The following is a 22123-nucleotide window of genomic DNA, read 5'->3' as shown; positions in this document are numbered from 1 at the left end:
TCCGCTCCCCGGCCTGAAGGCCGGGGATTCCTACCACGGTCGGCCGACCGTCTCGGTGGGTTCCGGCTTCTTCGCGCTGTGCCGGGACGAGTCCCGGTCTTACCCGCGCTCCACAGGCTGACACGGCCAGTCCGGCCGCCGTGGCGACGTTGACCGCCGCGTTGATGTCCCGGTCAAGGACGGCCCCACAGGCACCGCACGTCCACTCCCGGACATTCAGGGGCGTCGGGCACCGTGCACGCCTGGATGGGCGGCGGGCACCAGGGGCCGGGCACCTTCAAGCTCTCCGGCGGCTGGACGGCCAAGGTCACCAAGGTCGGTGAGCTGCACTACCGCGCCGACACCATCGGCAGCGACAACGCGGTGATGGGCACCATGGAGTCCGACCAGCACGACGACGGGCTGGACGCCAACGGCGGGTACATCGTGCTCGGCGCCGGCGGGGAGATCAGCGCCCACGAGTGAGTCCGGGCCGGCCCGCCTCCGGAGACGTCGTCGGGCGCCGTTTGGTAGCAGCCGGTACGCCTCGCTACGCTGCGGGGCATGCGGTTGAACGTCCGGCTGGACGACCGGTTCCAGCTCCCCGAGGCACCCGAACGGCAGGCACCGACGGCACCCGCCCGCCGGTGGCGCGAACGCCCGCTGGACCGGGCGTGATCCTGCGCATCGACCGGGCCTGGCTGCTGGACATCGCCCACCGCTTCCTGCCCACCGACCCGGACATCACGGACTACGGCACCCTCACCGCCGCCGTCGCGCGCCACGTCGACGAGGTCATGGACGTGCCGGTGTACGAGGGCCCGCACCAGCGCGCAGCCGCGCTGATGCACCAGCTGATCCGCGTTCCGGCGCTGGAGTCCGGCAACGAGCACTTCGCGGCCGTGGTCGCCGCCGCCTATCTCAGCGCCTCCGGCGTCGTCGTCACCGCCGGGCCGACGGCCGCCGCCCAACTCGCCGCCCGGATCCGCGAGGGGCGGGCCGACGTCCGGGAAACCGCCACCGCCATCCGCGGCTGGTACCGCTGACTGCGCGTCGGGCGGTTCAGGGCGCCGCGTCGGGCGGCTCAGGGCGCGGGCAGCCGGAACTCGACGGTCAGTCCGTGCGGCAGGGTCGGGGCGACGGTCAGCGTTCCGCCGCCGGCCCGGGCGAGTTCGTCCGCGATGGCCAGGCCGAGGCCGGTGCCGGGGAGGTTCTGGTGCTCCGGCGATCGGGCGAACCGCCGCAACAGGAGCGGGAGTTGAGTGGCCGGAACGCCCCGGCCGGTGTCCCGGACCCGGACCACCGCGCCGCCGTCCGGGCTGGCCGAGGCCGTCACCCGGACGCGCTCCCCCGGCGGCACGAACTTGCCGGCGTTGTCCAGCAGCGCGTCCAGGATCCGCCCGGCCGCGTCGGGCAGGGTGTGGGCCCGCAGCCCCGGCGTCACCTGGGCCGTCAACTCGAGTCCGCCCGCCTCGAACACCGGTGCCCAGGCGGCCACCCGCTCGGCCACCGCCGCCGAGACGTCGTGCTCCTCGACCGGTGCGGCGGCCGCCTCCAGCCGGGCCAGGGCGAGCAGGCCGTCGAGCAGTTCGCCGAGCCGGTCCGCCTCGTCCAGGGCCAGCGCGTGCGCCTGCCGCCCGGGGCCCGGCCCGACGTGCGGTTCGGCGTTCTCCAGTTGCAGCACCAGGGTGGCCAGCGGGTTGCGCAGCTGGTGCGAGGCGTCGGCGACGAAGTCCCGCTGGCGGCGCAGGGATTCGGCGACGGCCTGCGCCATGCCGTCGAAGTGCCGTCGCAGCCGGCGCAGTTCGGGCGGACCGGTGTCGGCGGCGACCCGCGGCTCGAAGCGTCCGCCCGCCACGGTGGCCACCGCGCGGTCGAGTTCATGGACGGGCCGCAGCAGCCAGCGGGCGATCCCGGCCGCGACCAGGGCGGCGGCACCGAAGGCGGTGACGGCGCCGGCCGCGATCAGTGCCCAGCGGACCAGCACGTCATGGCGCGCGGCGCCGGTGGGAACGGTCAACAGTACGGCGCCGCCGACCCGTTCGTCCTGGCCGACCGGCTCGGCCAGCACCACGGTGCCGGGCCCCCAAGGGCGGACGGTGGGCAGCGACTCGGTGGAGCGGCCGGTGAGGGCGCGGTCCTGGGCCTGCCGCGCGGGCGCGCCGCCCGGGGCGGGCCCGGCCCGGCCGACGGTGTGTCCGGCGGTGTCGACCACCGTCACGCCGGCGCCGTAGAGCTGGGTGTAGCGGGTGAGTTCGGCGTCGAGTTCCCGGCGGTCGGCGTCGGTGCGGATCCGGTCGGCGAGTTCGGCGAAGCGCACGGCGTCGGCCCGGCGCTGCAACAGCAGGTGTTCGGTGCGACCGCGGGCGTAGGAGTCGGCGAGCGGCAGGGCGAGCAGCAGCACGGCTGTGCCGATGAGTGCGGTGAGCACGGCCAGCAGCCGGCGCCTCATGCGCCGTCCAGGGTGCCGAGTTGGTAGCCGTAGCCGCGGATGGTGCGCACCAGTGCGGCCCGGCCGGTCTTGGCCCGGATGCCGGCCACGTGCACGTCCAGCGAGCGCGAGGAGGCGAGGAAGGCGTCACCCCAGATCCGGTCGAGGATCTCCTCGCGGGAGCGGACGTCGCCGGGTTGGGCGGCGAGCAGGGCGAGCACGTCGAACTCGCGCCGGGTGAGCCGGACGGCCGCGCCGTCCACGGTCACCGTGCGGGCGGCGAGGTCGATCGCGACGTCCCCGGTGCGTACCCGCCGCTCCCCTTCGGCCTGTTCCGAGGAGGGGAGGGCGGAGGAGGTGCGGCGGCGCACGGTGTCGATCCGGGCGATCAGTTCGGCCATCCGGAACGGCTTGACCACGTAGTCGTCGGCGCCGGCCCGCAGGCCCTGGAGGACGTCCCGCTCCTCGCTGCGCGCGGTGACCACGATCAGCGGCAGGTCGCACACGGTACGGAGCTTGCGCAGCAGGTCCAGGCCGTCCAGGTCCGGCAGGCCGAGGTCGAGCAGGACGAACTCGGCCTCCCGGGCGTGCCGCAGCGCCTCGGCGGCGCGGACCACCCGGCGCACGGTGTGGCCGCGCCGGGTGAGCGCGGTGGCGAGGGCCTGGGCCATCCGGTCGTCGTCCTCGACCAGCAGCATGTGCACGGAACCCTCCCCAGCGGTGAGGGGACTACCGTACGGTCTTCGCCCCGGCGGGCGCCGCCGGGACCTCCGCCGGGACCTCCGCCGGGCTGAGGACGGCGTGCCGGGTGTCCGGCATCAGCACATAGGCGACCAGCGAGACCAGCGCGCAGCCGGAGACGTACCAGAAGAAGCCGGACTCGTGCCCGCCGTTCTTGAACCAGAGCGCGATGTACTCGGCGGTGCCGCCGAACAGCGCGTTGGCGAGGGCGTACGGGAGCGCGACGCCCAGGGCGCGGATGCGGGTGGGGAACAGCTCGGCCTTCACGGCCGCGTTGATCGAGGTATAGCCGGTGACGATGACCAGCGCGGTGAGCGAGAGCCCGAGCGCGGACCAGTAGCCGCCGGCCGAGCCGAGCGCCGTCATCAGCGGGTAGGTGCCGACGGTGCAGCCGAGCGCGAAGGTGATCAGCAGCGGGCGGCGGCCGATCCGGTCGGAGAGCAGGCCGGCCAGCGGCTGGATCGCGGCGAAGACGGCGAGCGCGGTGAAGCTGACCAGGGTGGCGGTGTTCTTGGCCAGCCCGGCGCTCCCGATCAGGTACTTGGTCAGGTAGGTGGTGTACGTGTAGTAGGCGACGGTGCCGCCGAGGGTGAGGGCCATCACCAGCACGGCCTGGCGCCGGTGTTCCCACAGGGCGCGCAGGGTGCCCCGGGCGTCGGCCGGCTCCCGGCCGCCGGACTCGGCGGTGAACGCCTCGGTCTCCGGCAGCCGGCGGCGCAGCCACAGCACCACGACGGCGAAGACGGCGCCCAGCAGGAACGGCACCCGCCAGCCCCAGGAGTGCAGTTGGGCGTTGCTGAGGGTGTGCTGCAGGACGATCAGGATGCCGAGGCCGAGGAGTTGGCCGCAGGTCATCGACACGTACTGGAAGGAGGAGCCGAGGCCGCGCCGGTTCGGGGCGGAGGCCTCGGTGAGGTAGGTGGCACTGGCCGCGTACTCGCCGCCGATGCTCATGCCCTGGAGCAGCCGGGCGAGCAGCAGGACGACGGCGCCGAGGTAGCCGGACTGCCCGTAGGTCGGGGCGATCGCGATCAGCACGGCGGCCGCGGACATCATGGTGACGGTCAGGGTGAGGGCGCTCTTGCGGCCGTGCCGGTCGGCGGCCCGGCCGAGCAGCCAGCCGCCGACCGGGCGCATCAGGAAGCCGACCGCGAAGATGCCGGCGGTGTTCATCAGCTTCGCGGTGGAGTCGCTGCCGGGGAAGAAGTCGTCGGCGAAGTAGACGGCGAAGCTGGCGTAGACGAACCAGTCGTACCACTCCACCAGGTTGCCCAGCGACCCGCCGACCAGGGCGAGCCGCCGCCGGGCGCGCTCCTCACCGGGCGACTGCGGCTGCGGCTGCGGCTGTGGCTGCGACTCTGACGGGACGGCGGCGGACGGGGACATGGCGGCTCCGGGGGGCTGGTACGGCGGGTGGGTGTCCCAGAGCGTGCCGCCGCCCGCGGGGCGGCGGCAAGGAGCGCCGCGCAGATCTTACGTTCCGCTAAGGAAGCCCCCGCGCCGCCGGTTGGACCGCCGAGCGCCGGGCCCGCGCGGGGGTGCCCCCTCGCGGGCCCGTCGGCACCGGCTACCGGAACGGCGGCTGGTCCGGCGCGCAGACCCGGCCGCGCGGCGGCAGTTCGCCGTCCACCAGGTAGCGCTCCTCGTAGCCGGCCGCGCAGCCGCTCGGGTTGCCGAGCACCGTGTGCCCGGCGCCGTCGACGGTCAGCAGCCGGCCCCGGGCCAGGGTGTCGGCCAGCGCGCGGGAGCCCTGGTACGGCCAGGCCGGGTCACCGGTGTTGGCGACGACCAGGACGGGCGCGGCGGTGGAGCGGTCCCAGGGCCCGTCGTAGCGGTCCCGGGCGGCCTCGGCCGGCCAGGCGGCGCAGCGCTGGGTCTGCCACACCCAGGACGGGCCGAGGGCGCCGGAGCGCTCCCGGGCCAGGTCGGCGAGGGCCGGGTAGTCGGCGTCCGCGGGCGGGTTGACGGTGTCGGCGCACAGCACGCCGAGGACCTGCGTCTGGTACGACGGCGCGCCGGTGGGCAGCGGAGCGGCCGGGGTGTCGGCGGCGGTCCACAGGCTCTGCAGCTGCAGGCCCAGGGCCGCCCAGCCGGGGCTCTTGAAGGCCGGCATCGGCTGGGCCGAGTAGAGCAGCGGGGCGAGGGCCGAGACGGCGGTCGCCTCGTCGTAGGTGACGGCCTGCGGCCCGGTGCCGACGGTGACCGGGCCGCGCTCCAGACGGCCCATCAGCCCGGCGTACTTGGTCCGGGTCGTCTCCGGGCTGCCCGCGGAGAAGGCGCAGTCCGTCGGGGACGCGGCGCCGCAGCGGTCGAGGAAGTCGTCCAGGACGGCGGCCGAGCCGAGGTCGCTGCCGGTGCGCAGGAAGGGCGGCAGCGCGCGGTCCTGCGGGGTGCGGCCGGTGGACCAGGCGACCGGGTCGACGGCGCTGTCCAGGACCATGGCGCGCACCCGGCCGGGGAAGAGGTTGGCGTAGGTGGCGCCCAGGTACGTCCCGTAGGAGGTGCCGAGGTAGTTGAGCCGCCGCTCGCCGACGGCCTGGCGCAGCAGGTCGAGGTCGCGGGCGACGTCCGCGGTGGACAGGTGGGCGAGCAGGCCGGTGTGGTCGTTCTCGGCGCACTGGCGGCCCAGTCGGGCATAGGTGTCGGCCCAGCGCGACTGCTGCTCGGCGCCGACCGGGTAGCCCGCGGGGAGTCCGCCGAGCAGGGCCTGTTCGCCGGCCGGGTCGGGGAAGCACCGCAGGGTGGTGGAGGCGCCGACGCCGCGCGGGTCGAAGCTGACGATGTCGAAGCGCTTGCGCACCTCCTCGGGGAACAGCGGGGCCGCGGCGGGCAGCGCCGCGGTGCCGGGGATCCCCGGTCCGCCCGGGTTGTAGAACAGCGTGCCGACCCGGTGCCCCTGGTCGTCGGCGGGGCGGCGGATGAGCGCCAGGTCGATCGACCGGCCGCGCGGGGCCCGGTAGTCCAGCGGCACCTGGGCGGTGTCGCACTGGAAGCCGGGGGTGCAGGGCTTCGTCCAGGTCAGGGCCGGCACCGGCGGGGCGGGCGCGGCGGCCGCGACGGCGGCCGGGGTGAGCGCGGCCAGCAGCAGGCCGGCGGCCGTGGCGGCTGCGGCGCGGAGGGGGGCGGTGGAAGGCGGTCGGGGCACGGGCGGCTCTCTCGTCGGTCGCAGGGGGTCGGATGAGTCACAGGGGCCAGGTGAGTCACAGGGTTCGTCGGAGCAACACGACACGCGGATATCGCGTGGGTCGTGGGAATCACAGGACTCGTCCGGTCTGACGGCTTGGAGTCTTCCGTCCGCCGCTGTCAGCGCGCTGCCGGATCACCGGCATTTCACTGACACCGCGTCGCTTCCCGCGGCTGCCCCGGCCCCGTCGGCTCACTCGGCTCACTCGGCTCGCTCGGCCCCTCGGCTCGCTCGGCTCCTCGGTTCACTCGCTGCTCGGCGAAGGGCATGTGCACCCGGCACGGGACGGCCCGGGATCCCCTCGGCGACCTTGCTGACGAAACGTCAACAACACTGCCGCGGCTTCTTGACGGCGAACCGACACAGTCCTAGAACGGAGTCAGCTCCCCGTTCCCCCACCTCCCGGGAGCAGCGAAAGTTCGCCTTCCCGCCCCTCGCCGAGGAAGAGGCTTCCCCATGCGCGCACTCCCCCGCCGCACCGCACCGCTCGCCCTGGCCGCCCTCGCCGCCCTCGCCCTGGCCGCGGCGGCCCCCGCCTCCGCCACCACCCCCGCCTCCCCGGCCGACGCCGGCCCCGTGCTCACCACCGGCAGCGCGGGCGGCGCCGCCGTCGCGGTGGGCGACGCCCTCGCCGCGCCGCTCGCCGCCAACACCTCCGCCACCTTCTACTCGACCGCCACCAGCACCACCGGTGTCACCTGTGCCGGCTCCCAGCTGTCCGCCACCGTGCTGACCAACCCGGCCGCCCCCGGCACCGCGACCGAGTCGATGACCGGGCTCACCTTCGACTCCTGCACCGCCAACGTCACCGGCGTCACCTCGGTCCAGAGCCTGACCGTCGACACCCTCCCGTACGGCGTCTCCGTCGACGACGGCACCGGGCTGCCCGTCACCCTCACCGGCGGCAGCGCCGGCCCGATCCAGGCCACCGCCGTCCTGAACAGCTGGTTCGGCACCATCACCTGCACCTACCAGCTCAGCGGCGCCTTCACCGGCACCGCCGACAACGGCAGCCAGAGCCTGACCTTCACCAACGAGCACTTCGCCAAGAGCGGCGGCTCCGGCCTCTGCCCCGCCGACGGCTACTTCTCGGCCGGGTACGGCCCGCTCGCCGACACCGGCCAGGCCGGCGCACCGGCGGTCTACGTGAACTGACCAGCGCCCCACGCGCCCCGCCCCGGGTCGTCGAGCAGCGGCGCGGCCCGGGGCGGCTCCCATCACGGTCCCGGAAGTGATCAGACCAGGGCAGATTCGGACCCAAGCGGGCGGGATGGGACGATACCTGCCATGTCTAGCAAGTCTCCATCGGTCCGGGGCAACGAGGCCCCCGCCGACCGGCTCCGCCGCCTGCTGCTCGAACTGGGCGACGCCCTGCTGGGCGGGGGCCTGCCCGTCCATGACGTCGAAGAGGAACTCCGCGCACTCGGGCGGGCGTCGGGGGCTCCCGAGGTACGGGTCGCCGCGCTCACCAACGGCCTGTTCGTCGCCCTCGACGCGGCGGACGCCAGCCGGTTCCAGCCGGTCGGGGCCGCGCTGCGGTTCGAGCAGACCGCGGACGTCCTCCACCTGGTGCACCGGCTGCGCTCCGGCGAGCTGGACGGCCCCCGGGCGCTGGACGAGCTGGACCGGATCCGCCGGGCGCCGGCCCGCTGGCCCGCCTGGGTCGCGGACCTCGGCGCGCTGCCGGTCGGGGTGGGCGTCTGCCTGTTCCTCCAGCCGGTGACGGCGAACGTGCTGGCCGCCGGGGCCGGTTCGGTGATCGTGGCGGGACTGACCGTGCTGGCGCGGCGCCTCCCCCGGCTGCGCCCGCTGCTGCCCGTCACGGCCGGGTTCCTGGTGGCGCTGCTCGTCCTGTCGCTCACCCGGGCCGGCCTGCTGGACGGGCCGCTGCGCACGATCGTCGCCACTTTGGCGATCCTGCTGCCGGGCGGGCTGCTGGTCACCGGGCTGTCGGAGATCGCGGCGGGCGCCGCCAGCGCCGGGACGGCCCGGCTGGTGTCCGGCGCGGTGCAGCTGGCGCTGTTCCTGGCCGGGGTGGCGGCGGCCACCACCGCGATCGGCATGCCGGCCAGTGCGCTGGCCAACGTCCAGGTGGCCAAGCCGAGTTGGTGGGTGATCGGGGTGGGGCTGGCGATCGCCGTGGCCGGCGTCGTGGTCAACGTCAACACCCCGCCCCCGGCCATTCCGTGGATCGTCGTGGTGATCGCGGTCAGCGTCACCGCGCAGGTGGTGGTCGGCTCGGTGCACGGCGCGGCGATAGGCGGTCTGGCCGGCGCCGTCAGCGCCGCCGTCGCGGCCACCGTGGTGCACTGGCTGCCCGGCGGCCCGCTCTGGCAGGTGCTCTACCTCCCGGCGTTCTGGATCGTGGTGCCCGGCTCCTTCGGGCTGCTGAACACCGCGCAGATCGAGGTCGGCAACGGGGCGCAGTCGGTGCTGGCCGCCGTGTCAGCGGTGTTCGGGGTGTCGATCGGCACCCTGATCGGCTCAGTGATCAGCCGGATCCCGCGCCCCGCGCTCGCCGTGCCCCAGCTGCGGGCCTGACCCGCCCCACCCTCCGCGACCACCGCACTCCGCGACCACCGACCTCCGCGACCACCAACCGGCGCGACCACCAACCGGCGCGGCCCCCGCTCAGCCGGCGGCCGCGCCGCTGCCGTTCCGGACGGCGAGCAGCGCGGTGTCGTCCGTCAGACGGCCGCCGGTGTACCGGAGGACGGCGGCGACGACCGCCCCCACCAGGCGCTCGGGCTCCCCGGCCCCGGGCAGCCCGGCCAGGCTCTCCAGATGGGCGCGCAGGTCGAAGAAGGCGCCCTGGCCGTCCCGGGCCTCGGTCACCCCGTCCGTGACGATCAGGACGGTCTCGTCCGCGCCGAGCCGCAGCCGCTGGACCTCCGGGAGCCGGCCGGTCAGCGGGGCGAGGCCCAGCGGGGCGCCGTTGCCCGGCGGCAGCTGCCGGACGCCGTCCGGGCCCAGCACGTACGGGCAGTCGTGGCCGAAGTTGACCAGCTCGATCCGTTCCGACGCGTCGTCGGGGAACCCGACGACGACCGCGGTGGCGAACCGCTCCTCGTCCTCGCCCAGCCGGGAGGAGAGCAGGTTCTGCCGGTGCACCCGCTCCTCCAGCCGGGAGGCGACGGTCGCCAGGTCCGCCTCCCGGAAGGCCGCCTCCCGGAAACAGCCGACCAGGGCGGCGGCCGTGGAGACGGCCGGCAGTCCCTTCCCCTGGACGTCACCCAGGATGACCCGGGCGCCGTACGGGCTGGCCACCACGTCGTAGAAGTCGCCGCCCACCCGGGCCTCGACGTCCGCGGCCAGGTAGCGGGCCGCCGAGTCCACCCCGCCCCAGCCGGGCGGCACCGGGCGCAGCACCACCTGCCGGGTGGTCTCGGCGGCGCCCTGCAGATGGCGGACGTAGGCGGCGGCCCGGGCCCGGAAGACGCTGAGCGGCAGCGCGAGGACGCAGCCGGCGATCACCAGCAGGAAGTCCTCGATCCCGTGGGACTTGTCCCAGAGCCTGTCCAGCACGGGGTAGGCGACGATCACGAGACCGGCGAACGCCACGGTGACCGCCGGACCGCACAGCCCGGCGGCCACCACCGGGACCAGGGTCAGCCAGCTGAGCGACTCGAAGAAGTCGGGCGTGAGGGCGTCCACGACCACCACCGCCACCAGCAGCAGGGCGGGGATCAGCCAGGACCGGTGACCGTAGCGGATCAGCACCGGCAGCTGGGCACCCGGCCCCGACGGCGGCTGTGACGGCCCGTTCGCGTTCGTGGCACGCACCCGCAACGGCCCCTCCGCTCCTCCGGTCGTTCCGCCGACGCCCCGCCGGGCGGGGTCGTCGGGGCAACGGTAGGTGGCGGAGGGGGCGGGTGCCCCTCGGCCCGGGCCCGTTCGGCCCAGCCCGTCGGTTCGACCCGCGCGGTCGCTCGACCCGTCCGGTCGGCTCGGTTCGACCCGTCCGGTCGGCCCGGTTCGACCCGTCCGGTCGGCCCGGCCCGGCCCGCCGGTCGATTCGGCCCGCCTCAGCCCGTGGGCGCGTCGAGCAGCGGGGTGACGAGCGCCCGCAGGGCGTCGGCGAACCGCTGCCCCTCGCCCTGTTCCAGCAGCCGCAGGATCGGGTCGCTGTGCACCGTGCCGAGCAGGATGTGGGCCAGCAGTTCGGCATCCAGGTCGGGGCGCTGTTCGGCGATCAGCCCGCTGAGGTGGCCGTGCCAGGCCCGGTAGACCGGGTGGTCGCCGCGCGGGCCCTGGTCGGGCGGTTGCGGGGCGGTGGTGACGGCGTGGCCGAGCGCGGCGAGCAGGCTCTTGTTGCGGGCGACCACGGCGACCACGGCGTCCAGGAAGGCGAGCAGCCGGTCCCGGGGCGGGGCGCCCGGGCCGAGCGGCGGCGGCCCGCTGTGGATGGCTTCGTCCAGGTCGAGGGCCCGCTCCTGCATCAGCGCGAGCATCAGGCCCATCCGGTTGCCGAAGCGGTGGAAGACCGTCCCCTTGCCCACCCCGGCGGCGGCGGCGACCTGCTCCATGGAGATCTGCTCGGGCCGGTGGCCGGCCAGGAGTTCCTCGGTGGCGCGCAGGATCGCGCGCCGGTTCCGGGCCGCGTCGGCGCGTTCGCGTCGGCCTTCCGCCATGGGCTGCCCCTTCCCCGTTCGTCTCGTACGCGTGCCCCGTACGGTAACCCGTGGACAACTGGACCATCGGTCCAGTACGGTCCCGGCGAGAAGTTGACCGCCGGTCCAGTTGATTGCGGACCGGCCCGTCGAGGGAGGGCACCATGCGACGCATCCGCTACCACCGGTACGGCGGCCCCGAAGTCCTGACACCGGAGGAGGCCGACGAAGCCGTCGAGCACTTCGCGGCCGGCCGGCTGCGGACCACCGTCCACGCGCGCCTCCCGCTCACCGAGGCCGCCACCGCCCACCGGATCATGGAGGAGCGCTCCCAGCGGGGCCGCATCCTGCTGCTGCCCTGATCCCGTCCCGCCGCCGATCGCGCGGGCCGCCGACTACCCTGGCCCCGCACCGAAAGCCCGCACGGGCTCCGCGAACGAAAGGCCTCTCCGATGAGCACTCCCAGCACCCCCGTCGTCGCGCGGGCGGACGCCCCGCACCGCTACGAGATCCGGGTCGACGGCGAACTCGCCGGATTCACCGAGTACTTGGACCACGACGGGCAGCGGGTCTTCTACCACACCCTGGTCGAGGACGCCTTCGCCGGACGCGGCCTGGCCGGGCAGCTGGTCCAGGAGGCACTGACGGACGTGCGGGCCGCCGGGAAGCGGATCGTGCCGATCTGCCCGTACGTGGCCAAGTTCCTGATCAAGCACCCGGAGTTCGCCGACATCACCGACGAGGTCACCCCGGAGGTCAAGGGCTGGCTGCGCACCCAGCTGCACTGATCGAAGGGGCCGCCCGGCCGCCACACCGGGGCTGCCGGGATCCTGGTCGCCGGTCGCGCCGAGGGAACGCGGCGGGAGGCGGCGAAGGGGCTGGGCGATGGGCGGGTTGGTCACGGCGAGGACGTTCGAGGGCGGTTCGGCGGGTGGCCGGCGCCGGGTGCTCCACCGGCGCTTCGACGGCCCCCTCGCTCCGATCACCGGCCGGGCCTGACGCCGGAACGACGATGCGACCCCCGCCGGGCGGGGGTCGCATCATCCGGCTCAGCGGATCGTCACATGTTGATCATGTGACCGGCGAGGCCGTGGATGGCCTCCTTGACCGCCTCGCCCAGGGTCGGGTGGGCGTGCACGTTGCGGGCGACCTCGTGGACGGTGAGGTCCCACTGCTGGGCCAGCGTCAGCTCGGGCAGCAGCTCGGTGACCTCGGGGCCGATCAGGTGGGCGCCGAGCAGCTCGCCGTGGGTGTTGTCGCAGATCACCTTGACGAAGCCGATCGGGTGGCCGAGGCCGTGCGCCTTGCCGTTCGCGGTGAACGGGAACTTGGCGACCTTGACGTCGTAGCCCAGCTCGCGGGCCTGGGCCTCGGTGTAGCCGAAGGAGGCGATCTGCGGCTGGCAGTAGGTGGCGCGCGGGATCATGGCGAAGTCGACCTCCATGGTCTCCGCCCCGCCGATGGTCTCGGCGGCGATCACGGCCATCGTCTCGGCGGCGTGCGCGAGCATCAGCTTCGCGGTGACGTCGCCGATCGCGAAGATGTGGTCGACGCTGGTGCGGCCCCGGCCGTCCACCGCGATGGCGTTGCGGTCGGTGAGCTTGACCCCGGTGTTCTCCAGGCCGTAGCCGTTGACCCGCGGCGCGAAGCCGATCGCCTGGAGCACCTTGTCGGCCTCCAGCACCTGCTGCTGGCCGTCCTTGGTGACGGTGACGCGGACCTTGGCGTTCGGGTCGCTGTCGTCGATCGACTCGACCCGGGTGGAGGTGAGCACCTCGATGCCCAGCTTGCGGTACTGCTTGGCGAGTTCGGTGGAGACCTCGACGTCCTCCAGCGGCACCACCCGGTCCAGGAACTCGACGATGGTGACCTTCACGCCGTAGTTGTGCAGCACGTACGCGAACTCGACACCGATCGCGCCGGCGCCCGCGATGATGATGCTCTCCGGCAGCTGCTCGGTGAGGATCTGCTCCTCGTAGGTCACCACGCGCTCGCTCAGGCTGGTGCCGGGCAGCAGGCGGGTGGTGGCACCGGCGGCGATGACGCAGTGGTCGAAGGTGACCATGTCGAAGCCGCCGCCGCTGAGCGCGACCTGGAGGGTGTGGTCGTCGACGAAGGTGCCCCAGCCGTCGTACTCGGTGATGCCGTTCTTCTTCATCAGGTAGTGGACGCCCTTGACCCGGCCGTCGGCCACCGAGCGGCTGCGGCGGAACGCCTCGCCGAAGTCGAAGGTCACCTGGCCCTCGACCTTGATGCCGAAGGTCTTGGCCTCCTTGGTGAAGATGTGGGCGAGCTCGGCGTTGCGCAGCAGGGCCTTGGAGGGGATGCAACCGACGTTGAGGCAGACGCCGCCCCAGTACTTGGCCTCGATGACCGCGACCTTCAGCCCCAGCTGGGCCGAGCGGACGGCGGCGGTGTAGCCGCCGGGGCCCGCGCCGAGGACGACGACGTCGTAGTGCGTGCTCATGTTGCTGACTCCTCCGAGGGTGTCATGGTGTCGTGATCTCGGTCCCATGGTGTCAGGACCGGACCCGGCGCACCCACCGGGTCTCGGCGGATGCGCTCCGCGCGGCACCGTACAGGGCCCGGGCCGGATTGTCAGCGGGGTCCGTTACGGTCGATCGCACCGGCCCCACCAGGGGCGATGGCGGAGGGAGGGTTCCGATGGACGGAACGCGCGGGGCGGGCGGGTGGGCCCGCCGCCCGAGGACGGCAGCGGGCCCACCCGGGCGTCAGGCCGCGACCTCGTGGCCCTCGGCGCCGGCCGTGCCGGCACTGCCCGATCCGGCACTGCCCGGGGTGCTCATACCCGTTCCGGCGGCCGGCTGACCGGCCGGGCGCCGGGCCGGCTGCTGTGGCGACTGCGCAGTCGCCACCGGCCGCTGCAGTGAGGAGAGGTCCCAGGCGTAGGTGCCGACGGCATGGGCGATCACGTCGATGTTGACGTCGAAGGCGTCCATGTCGATGTTGTCCAGGCCGTCACAGGCCTTGTGGTAGCAGGCGTCGAAGGCGGTGCCCGCCGTGCCGCCGTAACGGGCCTGCTGCTCGGGGGACTTGATCACCTCGGCGCCGGTGTCGGTGCCGCCCGCCGGGATGCCCGCGTCGATGAACGGACCGTAGTCGGAGCGGCCGTTGAAGGCGGACGGGTCGTGCGGCAGCTCCCGGCCGTCCAGGTAGCCGGTGAGGTCCCGCTCGATCTGGGCAGAGCCCTCCGGGCCCGCGTCGCCGCCCGCGCTGCCGGAGCCGTTGTAGACGAACTGCGCGTAGTTGGGGGATGCGATCATGTCGAAGTTGAGGTAGAGCCGGATCTTCTTCCGGTCCGCCTCGGAGAGCGACTTCACGTACGCCTCGGAGCCCTTGAGGCCGAACTCCTCGGCGGACCACCAGGCGAACCGGACCTTGTTCTCCACCGGGCGGACGCCCAGGTTCTTCGCGACCTCCAGGATGCCGGCCGTGCCGGACCCGTTGTCGTTGATGCCCGGCCCGGCGGGGACGGAGTCCAGGTGGGCGCCGATCATCACGGTGTTCGCCGGATCGCCGCCGCGGGTCTCGGCGATGACGTTCCAGGTCCTGCGCGGCTCCATGAAGGTCCGGATGTCCAGGGCCACCCGCACCGGACCGGCGGCGGCCTTCGCGGCCAGCGCCTCGCCGGCCGCCCTGCTGATCCCGCCGGTCGGGACCTTGCCCGCGGTGGGCTCGCCGAGCGTCCCGTTGAGGTCGCCGTCGGTGTTGTTGTAGATCAGCGCCCCGAGGGCGCCGGCCGCCGCCGCGGCCGCCTGCTTCTCGGCGAAGCCGCACCCGCCGCGCCGGATCAGCGCGATCCGTCCGGTGACGGAGCCCGCCGGGTAGTCGGCGGCCGTGCAGCCGGTGCCGGCGCTGACCGGGGCGACGCCCAACTCGGCGGTCAGGCCCGCCTCCGGACCGCTCACCGAGTACGTCATGGCGAGCACCGGCACCGACTCGGCCTGGGGCGACAGCACGTCCAGGCGTTCGGCGCGGGCCTCGAAGAAGGTGTACTCGAACTCCTGCCGGGACACCTTCAGCCCGGCCCGCCGCGCCTGCTCGTAGACGTAGCGCGCCGATTCGTCGTGGCCCTTCGAACCCGCCGTCCTGGTACCGCCGTTGCGGTCGGCGAACCGTTGCAGCGCGGTCAGGGTGCGGCGGGCGTCCTCGGCACTGCTCGCCGCGACCAGCCGCTCGGCCAGCCTGGCACCCTGGCGCGCCGGGTCCGGCCCGGCGCTGGCGCTGCCCGCGCCGACCAGTGACAGCGGGGCGACCAGTGCGGCGACGGCCAGTGCGGCGCCCGCGCGGTTGCGGGCGCGGGCACGGGCGGGGTGAGCGGGACGGGCGGGGTGAGCGGGACGGGCGGTACGCGACGTCAAGGCGGCTCCTTTCGACGGTCCGTGGACTCACGATTTGACATGAGCGGGATCGCCTTGCCAAGGCCGCCGCGCGGCCGCGAAGTGCGCGGGACGCCGGGGGCGGTGATCCTGGAGGGGCGGGGGCGTCTCATCCAGGAGGGTGACCACATGTCCATGCTGGATAAGCTCAAGCAGATGCTGAAGGGGCACGAGGACCAGGCCGAGAAGGGTGTGGACAAGGCCGGCGACGCCTTCGACGAACGCACCGAGGGCAAGTACAGCAGCCAGACCGACGTGGCCCAGGACAAGCTGAAGGAGCAGTTCCGCGACCAGCCGCCGCAGTAGCGGGCGCGGTCAGGACCTCCCGGCCGGGGTCGGCGGCGCTCCGCCCTGACTCCGGCCGGACTGCTCCGGCTCCCCGTCGGCGCCCGTCCCGCCCCCGCCGATCTCGTCCCCGCCCGCGCCGCGTTCTCGCCCGGCCCCGGGCCGGGCCGCTGCCGCAGCCGTCCGCACTCCTGGCACACCCCGCCCAGGCACACCCCGCCCAGCCGGCAGGTCGGCTCGCCGACTTCGTCCATGTCCGCGAATTCCGCCCGGCGGGTCACCGCCATGGCGAGTAGACACTGTCTACGACGATCGGGTAGACAGTGTCCATGACCGAACAGGACCAGGACCTGCGCACCCGGCTGGTGGCCGCCGGCGTCGAGCTGGTGAGCCGCGAGGGCGTGCACGCGCTCGGCCTGCGCGAGATCGCCCGGCACGCCGGGGTCTCGCACGGGGCGCCGCGCCGCTACTTCCCCACCCACCGGGAACTGCTCGCCGCCGTCGCCCGACACGGCTTCGGCCGGCTCACCGACACCCTCGCCGGGGCCGACGCCCTCGCCGCCGCCACCGGCGCCGACGCCCGCACCCGGATCGAGGCGCTCGCCCGCGCCTACCTCGGCTTCGCGGCGGCCAACCCCGGCATGTTCGAGCTGATGTTCCGTCACGACCTGCTGGAGGGCAGCGGAGCCGAGCTGCGCCACACCACCCTGCCGCTGTTCCGGACCTTCGCCGGCCTGGTCGCCGAGGTCCACCCGCGGTCCGACCGTCCGGCGCCTGACGACCCGACGCCCGACGACCCGACACCTGACCGTCCGGCGCCTGACGGCCCGACACCCGACGGCCCGGCCGCCGCCACCGCCGCCCTGTGGGCCAACCTGCACGGCCTCGCCCAGCTGCGCGCCTGGGGCAGCCTGCGACTGGTCACCGGCGGCGAGGACGTCGAACCGGTGCTGCGGGCCACCCTGGCCGCCCACCTCGGCCCGGCCCCCCGGTGACCCGGCACCGCCGGGGCCTCACCCTCGCCGCCAGCATCACCGGCGCCGTCCTGGTCGCCCTCGACGGCACGGTGCTGAGCGTCGCCCAGCCCACCCTCCAACGCGACCTGCACGCCTCCGTCACCGCCGTCCAGTGGACCAGCACCGGCTACCTGGTCACCGTCGCCGCCCTGCTGGTCTTCGCCGGCCGGCTCGGCGACCGGTACGGGCACCGGCGCCTGTTCGTCCTCGGCGTGGCGGGCTTCGCCGCCAGCTCAGCCGGGATCGCCCTCGCCCCCGGCATCGGCTGGGTCATCGCCCTGCGCGTCGCCCAGGGCGTGGCGGGCGCCCTGCTCCAGCCCGCCACCCTCGGCCTGCTGCGCGCCGTCTGGCCCGCCGAGCGACTGCCCGGCGCGATCGCGGCCCGCACCGCCGCGATCGGGCTCGCGGCGGCGGCCGGACCGCTGGTCGGCGGGGCGCTCACCACCCATCTGGGCTGGCGGGCGGTCTTCCTGCTCGGTCTGCTGCCCGCCGCGGCCGCCCTGCTCGCCGTGCTCGCGGTGCCCGCCGACCGGCCCGCTCCGGCGGCCGCCACCGGCCCGGGCCCGCTCGACCTGCCGGGCGCGGCCCTGCTCGCGCTCACCCTGGTCTGCCTGGTGCACACCCTGGTCACCCTGCCGACCGACGGCTGGGCTCCCGGCACGGTACTCACCCTCGCGGCCGCCACCGTGGCCGCTCTCGCCCTCGCCCGGCACGAGCGGCGCGCCGCCCGCCCGCTGCTGCCCGCCGCCCTGCTGCGCTCGCCCTCCGTCGGGCCGGCCCTCGGCGCCCTGCTCGCCGCCTCGGCGGCGGTGCTGGGCGTCCTGTTCCCGACCACCTACTTCCTGCAGGACGTGCTCGGCCTCGACCCGCTGCGCAGCGCCCTGCGGGCGGCGCCGCTCGCGCTGACGATGATCCTCGCCGCGCCCGCCTCGGCCTGGCTGGCGAAGCGGCACGGTGCGCGCGACACCGTCCTGGCCGGCATGGTGCTGATCACGGCGGGCATCCTGCTGACCGCCCGGCTCGGCCCGGGCTCAGGGGATCCGGCGATCGGCTGCTGCTTCCTGCTGCTCGGCTGCGGCCTCGGCACCGTGATGGCCACCGCCACCTCGGTCATCGTCCAGGGCGCGCCGGCGGCCGAGTCCGGGGTCGCGGGCGGCCTCCAGCAGACCATGATGAACGTCGGCCCGGCCCTGGGCATCGCCCTCGCCACCACCATCGTCGGCCACGGCTCCCCGGGCGCGGCCCTCACCCCGGTCGCCTTGGCGACCGCCGCCGTCGCCGCCGCGGGCGCGCTGCTCGCGCTCCGCCTCCCCCGCCGGCAACCGCCGCATCCCGTGCCGGACTTGACGTGACGGCGTCGGCGGCCCCGGCTGCAAGGCCGGCCCCACCCGTCCGGCCGGCTCAGGGCCGCGGCGAGGCCGTCGCGGGCAGCCGCGCCGCGGCCGGCGCGCAGACCGACCAGACGCCGGCCTCCTTCCGCAGGTAGAGCGTCGTGTCGACACCGGGCCTGGTCACGTGGACGCTCGCGACATCGCCCTGGATCCTGACGTCGGAGATCTCGACCGGCGGTCCGGAGGCCCCGGGCTGCTGCTCGTCCGCCGACGGGCTCGCTTCGCCGGAGGGGAGGCCGTCGTCGGCCAGGTCGCCGGCCTCCTCCGCGCAGAGCATGCCGACGCTCGCGGCCACGTCGCCCCGGTCCACGGCGCCGGCGAACCGGTCGGCCACCTGCCGGACCCGGTCCGGTTCGCCCGGTGCCCGGTCCTTCTCGACGTACCCGACCACACCCGCCGCCACCAGCAACAGCACGGCCACTCCGAGCAGGTACGGCCAGCGCTTCCGGGGCACGCGTCGCGGGATCTCGGGTGGACTGGTCGGCGCGGGCGGCCAGAACGGGTCCTGCGTCATCGTTCGGACTCCTGTCCGTCGGCTTCGGGCCCTCGGGTCGACGGCGCGAAGTGCGACACCATCAGCTCGTCCAGCTCGGCGCCGCAGTCCCTGGCGTCGACCTCGCCCTCGTGGACGAGGGCGATCTCCCCCGGTGCGAGCTCCGGTGACAGGCAGTAGTGCACGTTCCCGCCGTCCGAGGTGACCCGGAGCAGTCTGGTCGACTCGATCTCGTCCTCGTCCCAGCCCGGGATGCCCTCCGGGAAGTCCGCGAACTCCGCCAGGGTCGTCATGTGGACGGGCCGGGCGAGACCGAAGGACGTCCCGTCGCACCCCGAGACGAATCCGGCGTGCACCCCGCGCAGGAAGGCCCGCAGCGGCTCGGGGAAGGACGGCCAGAACACCGGCTCGGGGCCGAAGGTGCGCGGGTCGTAGCCGACCCAGGAGACGAGTCCGCCGGCTTCGTCGGCCATGACGTACACCAGCGCGGCGCAGCCGTCCGTGAGGCAGGCCCGGACGTCGATGCAGCGGCCGTCCATCGCCGTCGCGAACCTCGGGACGAGGTCGAGGAAGTCCTGGTTCCACAGGGACCGTGCCATCCGGTACCGGGTCTCGGGCCGGTCGGCCAGCGCGATCGGCCGCCAGCGCTCCGGGAGCGCGGTGATCCGGTCCGAGGCCGGTTCGACGAAGGCCAGCGACCATTCGGGGAGCGTCCGCGCGATCCCGGCGGCGTCGACTGCTGTCATGTCAGCTTCCCTGGCTCTTCAGCAACTGGTCGATGATGTCCTGGAGCTTCTTGCGCGTCTCGTTCTCCAACGCGACCTGACTCGCCTGCCACTTCGGATCCACGCCCGTCATGGCAGCCGCGCTGCGCGACTGCTTCGACAGGTTCGCCGCCGAGGACAGCCACTGGAAGTTGATCGGGGCGCGGCTGATGATGAACATGTTCTCGGTGCTGAGCTTGGTGAACCCGCGCATCTGCATCAGCTCCGCCAGCGGGACTATGTGGTCCGCGCTGATCTTCGGATTGCCCCTCGCATTGGGCATGATGACCCGCCTGGAGGACGCCGGGTAGGCCGGATCCGGCCTGCCGACCGACAGCTTGGTGCCGCCCTTCAGATAGGTGTAGGGGAGGTTGCCGGGATTCCCCGCCCGGAGGGCGTCGTACAGCGGTCGGGCCGCCGAACCCTTCGGCACCCGCCAGTTCTTCCCGGGTGCGGGCGGGGGTGGCGCCGTCCACCCGGTGCCCAGGCGCCGCTTGGCGTCGTCGATCTGTGAACGCTTCGTCGGGGTCAGGTCCTTGAGGTCCATGCTGCCCGCGCCGGTGGCGTCGACCATCGCCATCATCGCCTGGAAGCAGGCCGTGTACGCGGCGACGGCCTTGGCGCTCTCCGCGTTGAGGGCCGCCGCCTCGGCGTTGTACGCCGCGAGGGCACCGCTCTGCTGGGGCGTGAACTCGTGGGGCTGGGCGTTGTGGCTCTTGATCCGGGCCTGCACCGCCTGGGCGGCCGCGTACTGCGGGGCGCACATGTCCGTCGGTGTGGCCGCCACGGCCGACGGTGCGGGAACCAGCACTGCGCCGCACAGCGCGAGTGCGGCCGCGAGAGCGGCCACCGCACTCGAACCGGACGTGCGTCGTAACGCGACCATCGACCCCTCCCCGGCTGTGACGCTGGATCCGCGCGAAACCGGGAGACTACCGGCCCGCCGCCGGGCTTGGATTGGAAAAATCTGACCTTCCTTCGGAGCGCTCAGAGCGCGACGGCTCCGTCCGCCCAGCGGGCGGCGGCCAGCCGGCCCGGCGTGGTGCCCGCCAACGCGCGGAAGTCCCGGCTGAGGTGCGCCTGGTCGTAGAAGCCACAGGCCAGCGCGACGTCGTTCAGGTCGACGCCGTCACCCGACAACAGTCCCGCGGCGCGGTGGAAGCGCAGCACCCGGGCGAAGGCCTTGGGCGCCAGGCCGACCTGTTCGGTGAACCGGCGCACCAGATGCCCCTGGCTCCACCCCACTTCCGCCGCCAGCCGGGCGACCCGGATCCCTCCCGCCGCCTCGGACAGCAGCCGGCACGCCTGGGCGACCTCCGCCGCGGGGAGCGGGCCACGCCCGAGGCGGGCCAGCAGCTCGGCGTCCACCAGGTCGAACCGGGCCGCCCAGTCACGGGCCCCGGCCAGCCGCTCCACCAGCTCCTCGGCCACCGGCCCCAGCACGTGGCCGAGTTCGACCACGGTGTTGGTCAGCTCGCCCATCGGCAGCGAGAACAGCCGGTACGCCCCCAGCGGCGTCAGCTCCAGCCGGATCGCCTCCTGGCCGCCGGGGTGCGCGCACACCCGGGGGCCGTCCTCCAGACCCGCCACCAGCGAACCGACCACGGCGCCTCGCCCGGACGGCTCCCCCAAGCGGCGGACCTCGCTGAACGGCTCCGCGATGTTGATCACCACGACGGCGCGGCCGGTCGGCACCAGCCGCACCCGGTACGGCACGGGCTCCGACTCCCAGTAGCCCGCGTAGCTGTGGACGAACGGACGCAGCCCGGGATGCCGCGGACGGGCGACCCGCCACCGGCTGCCGACCCGGGTGACCCGCACACCCCGTCCGGCCGCGGCACCGTTCGCGAGCGGCCACCGGTCGTTCCGATCACAGAATCCGCTGCCCTCGGATCGCACGGGCCCTCCCCGACGTCACCTCCACCAGTGCCCGTCAGCCTAACCACCGCCGCCAACCGCCGTACCCGGCACCCGCTTCGGAGCAGCCCACCCCGGCCCCCGGCGTACCCGCAGGCGCCGGGGGCCGGGGGCCGGGAGGCGTCAGCCGGCTTCGGCGGTGGAGATCACCACCACCTTCGCCACCGTGCCGTCCTCGTCGACGGAGTCGCGCAGGTGCCGGAACCCCAGCCGCTCGCACAGCGCCAGGCTCGGGACGTTCTCCGCGCCGACCAGGCCGTAGACCTCCTTGAGGCCCAGCTCGTCGGCGGCGTAGCGGATCAGGCCGCGGACCACCTCGGTACCCAGGCCGCGGCCCCAGAACTGCGGGACGAGCGCGGCGACCAGTTCGTGGCCGTCGACGTTCCCGGTCTTCTTCACCTCGGCGTGGCCCGCGTAGGCGCCGTCCAGCCACAGGCCCCAGACGTCGAAGAGCCGCTGGGGGTAGACGTCGCTCAGGATGGCCTGGAACAGCGTGCGCAGCTGCGGTTCGGGCACCAGGTCCTGGCCCATCCAGCGGCAGACCTCCGCGTCGCGGAGCAGGGAGACGAAGGCGTCCTCGTCCTCGGGCCGGTAGGGGATGAACTCCAGGCGTTCGGTGCGCAGCACGGGGGGCATGACGGGCTCCTCTGGGTGGTCGAGGGTGGGGTCGAGGGTGGAGGGGTCAGGCGCCGGTGTTCTCCATGCGCTCGCGCAGGCTGCGCGGGCGCATGTCGGTCCACACCTCGTCGACGTGGGCGGAGCACTCGGCCTCGGTGCCCTCCTTGCCGACGGGCTGCCAGCCGGCGGGTACCTCGAGGTCGGCCGGCCAGAGGGAGTACTGCTCCTCGTCGTTGCGCAGCACCTGGTAGCGGGTGTTCTCGTCCATGTCCTTCTCCTTGGTCGTCATCGTGA

General features: G+C 74.3%; 22 protein-coding genes and 1 pseudogene. 9 read left to right on the top strand and 14 right to left on the bottom strand.

What is annotated here, in order from left to right; all coding sequences use genetic code 11:
• Positions 1–228: 228 nt before the first annotated feature.
• Positions 229–465: pseudogene (locus ACZ3YL_RS14860) on the top strand (hypothetical protein); the annotation flags it as partial.
• A 188-nt stretch (positions 466–653) separates the two neighbouring features.
• Complete coding sequence (locus ACZ3YL_RS14855; protein WP_465657539.1) at positions 654–1025, top strand: fic family toxin-antitoxin system, toxin component; 372 nt, start codon at positions 654–656, stop codon at positions 1023–1025.
• A gap of 38 nt (positions 1026–1063) precedes the next feature.
• Here the strand turns inward: ACZ3YL_RS14855 and ACZ3YL_RS14850 are convergent, their stop codons facing one another.
• From ACZ3YL_RS14850 to ACZ3YL_RS14835, 4 genes are all read right to left on the bottom strand, one after another.
• Positions 1064–2431 carry a sensor histidine kinase gene (locus ACZ3YL_RS14850; RefSeq protein ID WP_465657536.1) on the bottom strand — a complete coding sequence of 456 codons (1368 nt, stop codon included), beginning with the start codon at positions 2429–2431 and terminating at the stop codon, positions 1064–1066.
• On the bottom strand, positions 2428–3114 hold the full coding sequence (locus tag ACZ3YL_RS14845) for a response regulator transcription factor (protein WP_188304389.1): 687 nt from the start codon (positions 3112–3114) through the stop codon (positions 2428–2430). The genes ACZ3YL_RS14850 and ACZ3YL_RS14845 overlap by 4 nt, the downstream gene beginning before the upstream one ends.
• Positions 3115–3139: 25 nt before the next feature.
• Positions 3140–4537, bottom strand: a complete 1398-nt coding sequence (locus ACZ3YL_RS14840; protein ID WP_465657535.1) for an MFS transporter — start codon at positions 4535–4537, stop codon at positions 3140–3142.
• A 181-nt stretch (positions 4538–4718) separates the two neighbouring features.
• The gene (locus tag ACZ3YL_RS14835) at positions 4719–6296 is read right to left on the bottom strand and encodes an alpha/beta hydrolase (RefSeq protein ID WP_188304391.1); all 1578 of its coding nucleotides are present in this window, start codon (positions 6294–6296) and stop codon (positions 4719–4721) included.
• A gap of 495 nt (positions 6297–6791) precedes the next feature.
• Between ACZ3YL_RS14835 and ACZ3YL_RS14830 the strand changes: the two genes are divergently transcribed.
• Positions 6792–7490: a Tat pathway signal sequence domain protein gene (locus ACZ3YL_RS14830; RefSeq protein WP_465657532.1), complete on the top strand. Its 699-nt coding sequence runs from the start codon at positions 6792–6794 to the stop codon at positions 7488–7490.
• 132 nt (positions 7491–7622) lie between these two features.
• Complete coding sequence (locus ACZ3YL_RS14825) at positions 7623–8876, top strand: threonine/serine exporter family protein (protein ID WP_188304393.1); 1254 nt, start codon at positions 7623–7625, stop codon at positions 8874–8876.
• A 90-nt stretch (positions 8877–8966) separates the two neighbouring features.
• On the opposite strand, the gene ACZ3YL_RS14820 is transcribed toward ACZ3YL_RS14825, so the two are convergent.
• Both ACZ3YL_RS14820 and ACZ3YL_RS14815 read right to left on the bottom strand, forming a co-directional pair.
• Positions 8967–10118, bottom strand: coding sequence for a PP2C family protein-serine/threonine phosphatase (locus tag ACZ3YL_RS14820; protein ID WP_465657528.1), 1152 nt, complete (start codon positions 10116–10118; stop codon positions 8967–8969).
• A gap of 242 nt (positions 10119–10360) precedes the next feature.
• Positions 10361–10966 carry a TetR/AcrR family transcriptional regulator gene (locus ACZ3YL_RS14815; RefSeq protein ID WP_465657526.1) on the bottom strand — a complete coding sequence of 202 codons (606 nt, stop codon included), beginning with the start codon at positions 10964–10966 and terminating at the stop codon, positions 10361–10363.
• A 143-nt stretch (positions 10967–11109) separates the two neighbouring features.
• On the opposite strand from ACZ3YL_RS14815, the gene ACZ3YL_RS14810 reads away from it, so the two are divergent.
• Positions 11110–11307 (top strand): zinc-binding dehydrogenase, encoded by a 198-nt coding sequence (locus tag ACZ3YL_RS14810; RefSeq protein ID WP_465657523.1) that lies wholly within the window; start codon positions 11110–11112, stop codon positions 11305–11307.
• Positions 11308–11397: 90 nt separating this feature from the next.
• A complete protein-coding gene (locus ACZ3YL_RS14805; RefSeq protein WP_465657522.1) occupies positions 11398–11733 on the top strand; it encodes a GNAT family N-acetyltransferase in 336 nt (111 codons plus the stop codon).
• A gap of 272 nt (positions 11734–12005) precedes the next feature.
• Here ACZ3YL_RS14805 and lpdA read toward each other — a convergent pair whose 3' ends face one another.
• Positions 12006–13412 (bottom strand): dihydrolipoyl dehydrogenase, encoded by a 1407-nt coding sequence (gene lpdA, locus ACZ3YL_RS14800; protein ID WP_188304398.1) that lies wholly within the window; start codon positions 13410–13412, stop codon positions 12006–12008.
• A 265-nt stretch (positions 13413–13677) separates the two neighbouring features.
• Positions 13678–15240, bottom strand: coding sequence for a M28 family metallopeptidase (locus ACZ3YL_RS14795; RefSeq protein ID WP_465657596.1), 1563 nt, complete (start codon positions 15238–15240; stop codon positions 13678–13680).
• A gap of 234 nt (positions 15241–15474) precedes the next feature.
• Between ACZ3YL_RS14795 and ACZ3YL_RS14790 the strand changes: the two genes are divergently transcribed.
• The 3 genes from ACZ3YL_RS14790 to ACZ3YL_RS14780 all read left to right on the top strand — a co-directional run bounded on the left by ACZ3YL_RS14790 (position 15475) and on the right by ACZ3YL_RS14780 (position 17998).
• Positions 15475–15651 (top strand): antitoxin, encoded by a 177-nt coding sequence (locus ACZ3YL_RS14790; RefSeq protein ID WP_188304399.1) that lies wholly within the window; start codon positions 15475–15477, stop codon positions 15649–15651.
• A gap of 308 nt (positions 15652–15959) precedes the next feature.
• Positions 15960–16625 (top strand): TetR/AcrR family transcriptional regulator, encoded by a 666-nt coding sequence (locus ACZ3YL_RS14785; protein WP_465657520.1) that lies wholly within the window; start codon positions 15960–15962, stop codon positions 16623–16625.
• Positions 16622–17998, top strand: a complete 1377-nt coding sequence (locus ACZ3YL_RS14780; RefSeq protein ID WP_465657518.1) for an MFS transporter — start codon at positions 16622–16624, stop codon at positions 17996–17998. Before ACZ3YL_RS14785 ends, ACZ3YL_RS14780 begins: the two co-directional genes overlap by 4 nt.
• A gap of 49 nt (positions 17999–18047) precedes the next feature.
• Here the strand turns inward: ACZ3YL_RS14780 and ACZ3YL_RS14775 are convergent, their stop codons facing one another.
• The 6 genes from ACZ3YL_RS14775 to ACZ3YL_RS14750 form a co-directional block, all read right to left on the bottom strand.
• Complete coding sequence (locus ACZ3YL_RS14775; protein WP_188306014.1) at positions 18048–18551, bottom strand: Rv0361 family membrane protein; 504 nt, start codon at positions 18549–18551, stop codon at positions 18048–18050.
• The gene (locus ACZ3YL_RS14770; protein ID WP_465657516.1) at positions 18548–19276 is read right to left on the bottom strand and encodes a hypothetical protein; all 729 of its coding nucleotides are present in this window, start codon (positions 19274–19276) and stop codon (positions 18548–18550) included. Before ACZ3YL_RS14770 ends, ACZ3YL_RS14775 begins: the two co-directional genes overlap by 4 nt.
• Position 19277: 1 nt before the next feature.
• Entirely contained in the window at positions 19278–20060 is a 783-nt protein-coding gene (locus ACZ3YL_RS14765) for a hypothetical protein (protein ID WP_188306016.1), read from the bottom strand.
• A 221-nt stretch (positions 20061–20281) separates the two neighbouring features.
• Complete coding sequence (locus ACZ3YL_RS14760) at positions 20282–21115, bottom strand: helix-turn-helix domain-containing protein (protein WP_465657513.1); 834 nt, start codon at positions 21113–21115, stop codon at positions 20282–20284.
• 219 nt (positions 21116–21334) lie between these two features.
• Positions 21335–21847 carry a GNAT family N-acetyltransferase gene (locus tag ACZ3YL_RS14755; protein WP_465657511.1) on the bottom strand — a complete coding sequence of 171 codons (513 nt, stop codon included), beginning with the start codon at positions 21845–21847 and terminating at the stop codon, positions 21335–21337.
• A 46-nt stretch (positions 21848–21893) separates the two neighbouring features.
• Complete coding sequence (locus ACZ3YL_RS14750) at positions 21894–22097, bottom strand: MbtH family protein (protein ID WP_317621165.1); 204 nt, start codon at positions 22095–22097, stop codon at positions 21894–21896.
• Positions 22098–22123: the final 26 nt, after the last annotated feature.

This window comes from Kitasatospora sp. NPDC023176, assembly GCF_055560495.1.
Note: the sequence above shows the minus strand (reverse complement) of the source record. Positions and strands in the feature narration are given on the sequence as shown.

Excerpts from the sequence above, each read along its gene's own strand:
- ACZ3YL_RS14770 (WP_465657516.1), bottom strand. The coding sequence starts at position 19,276 with ATGACAGCAGTCGACGCCGCCGGGATCGCGCGGACGCTCCCCGAATGG.
- ACZ3YL_RS14775 (WP_188306014.1), bottom strand. The coding sequence starts at position 18,551 with ATGACGCAGGACCCGTTCTGGCCGCCCGCGCCGACCAGTCCACCCGAG.
- ACZ3YL_RS14755 (WP_465657511.1), bottom strand. The coding sequence starts at position 21,847 with ATGCCCCCCGTGCTGCGCACCGAACGCCTGGAGTTCATCCCCTACCGG.
- ACZ3YL_RS14815 (WP_465657526.1), bottom strand. The coding sequence starts at position 10,966 with ATGGCGGAAGGCCGACGCGAACGCGCCGACGCGGCCCGGAACCGGCGC.
- ACZ3YL_RS14825 (WP_188304393.1), top strand. The coding sequence starts at position 7,623 with ATGTCTAGCAAGTCTCCATCGGTCCGGGGCAACGAGGCCCCCGCCGAC.
- ACZ3YL_RS14750 (WP_317621165.1), bottom strand. The coding sequence starts at position 22,097 with ATGGACGAGAACACCCGCTACCAGGTGCTGCGCAACGACGAGGAGCAG.
- ACZ3YL_RS14830 (WP_465657532.1), top strand. The coding sequence starts at position 6,792 with ATGCGCGCACTCCCCCGCCGCACCGCACCGCTCGCCCTGGCCGCCCTC.
- ACZ3YL_RS14810 (WP_465657523.1), top strand. The coding sequence starts at position 11,110 with ATGCGACGCATCCGCTACCACCGGTACGGCGGCCCCGAAGTCCTGACA.
- ACZ3YL_RS14840 (WP_465657535.1), bottom strand. The coding sequence starts at position 4,537 with ATGTCCCCGTCCGCCGCCGTCCCGTCAGAGTCGCAGCCACAGCCGCAG.
- ACZ3YL_RS14850 (WP_465657536.1), bottom strand. The coding sequence starts at position 2,431 with ATGAGGCGCCGGCTGCTGGCCGTGCTCACCGCACTCATCGGCACAGCC.
- lpdA (WP_188304398.1), bottom strand. The coding sequence starts at position 13,412 with ATGAGCACGCACTACGACGTCGTCGTCCTCGGCGCGGGCCCCGGCGGC.
- ACZ3YL_RS14805 (WP_465657522.1), top strand. The coding sequence starts at position 11,398 with ATGAGCACTCCCAGCACCCCCGTCGTCGCGCGGGCGGACGCCCCGCAC.
- ACZ3YL_RS14785 (WP_465657520.1), top strand. The coding sequence starts at position 15,960 with ATGACCGAACAGGACCAGGACCTGCGCACCCGGCTGGTGGCCGCCGGC.
- ACZ3YL_RS14790 (WP_188304399.1), top strand. The coding sequence starts at position 15,475 with ATGTCCATGCTGGATAAGCTCAAGCAGATGCTGAAGGGGCACGAGGAC.
- ACZ3YL_RS14765 (WP_188306016.1), bottom strand. The coding sequence starts at position 20,060 with ATGTGCGCCCCGCAGTACGCGGCCGCCCAGGCGGTGCAGGCCCGGATC.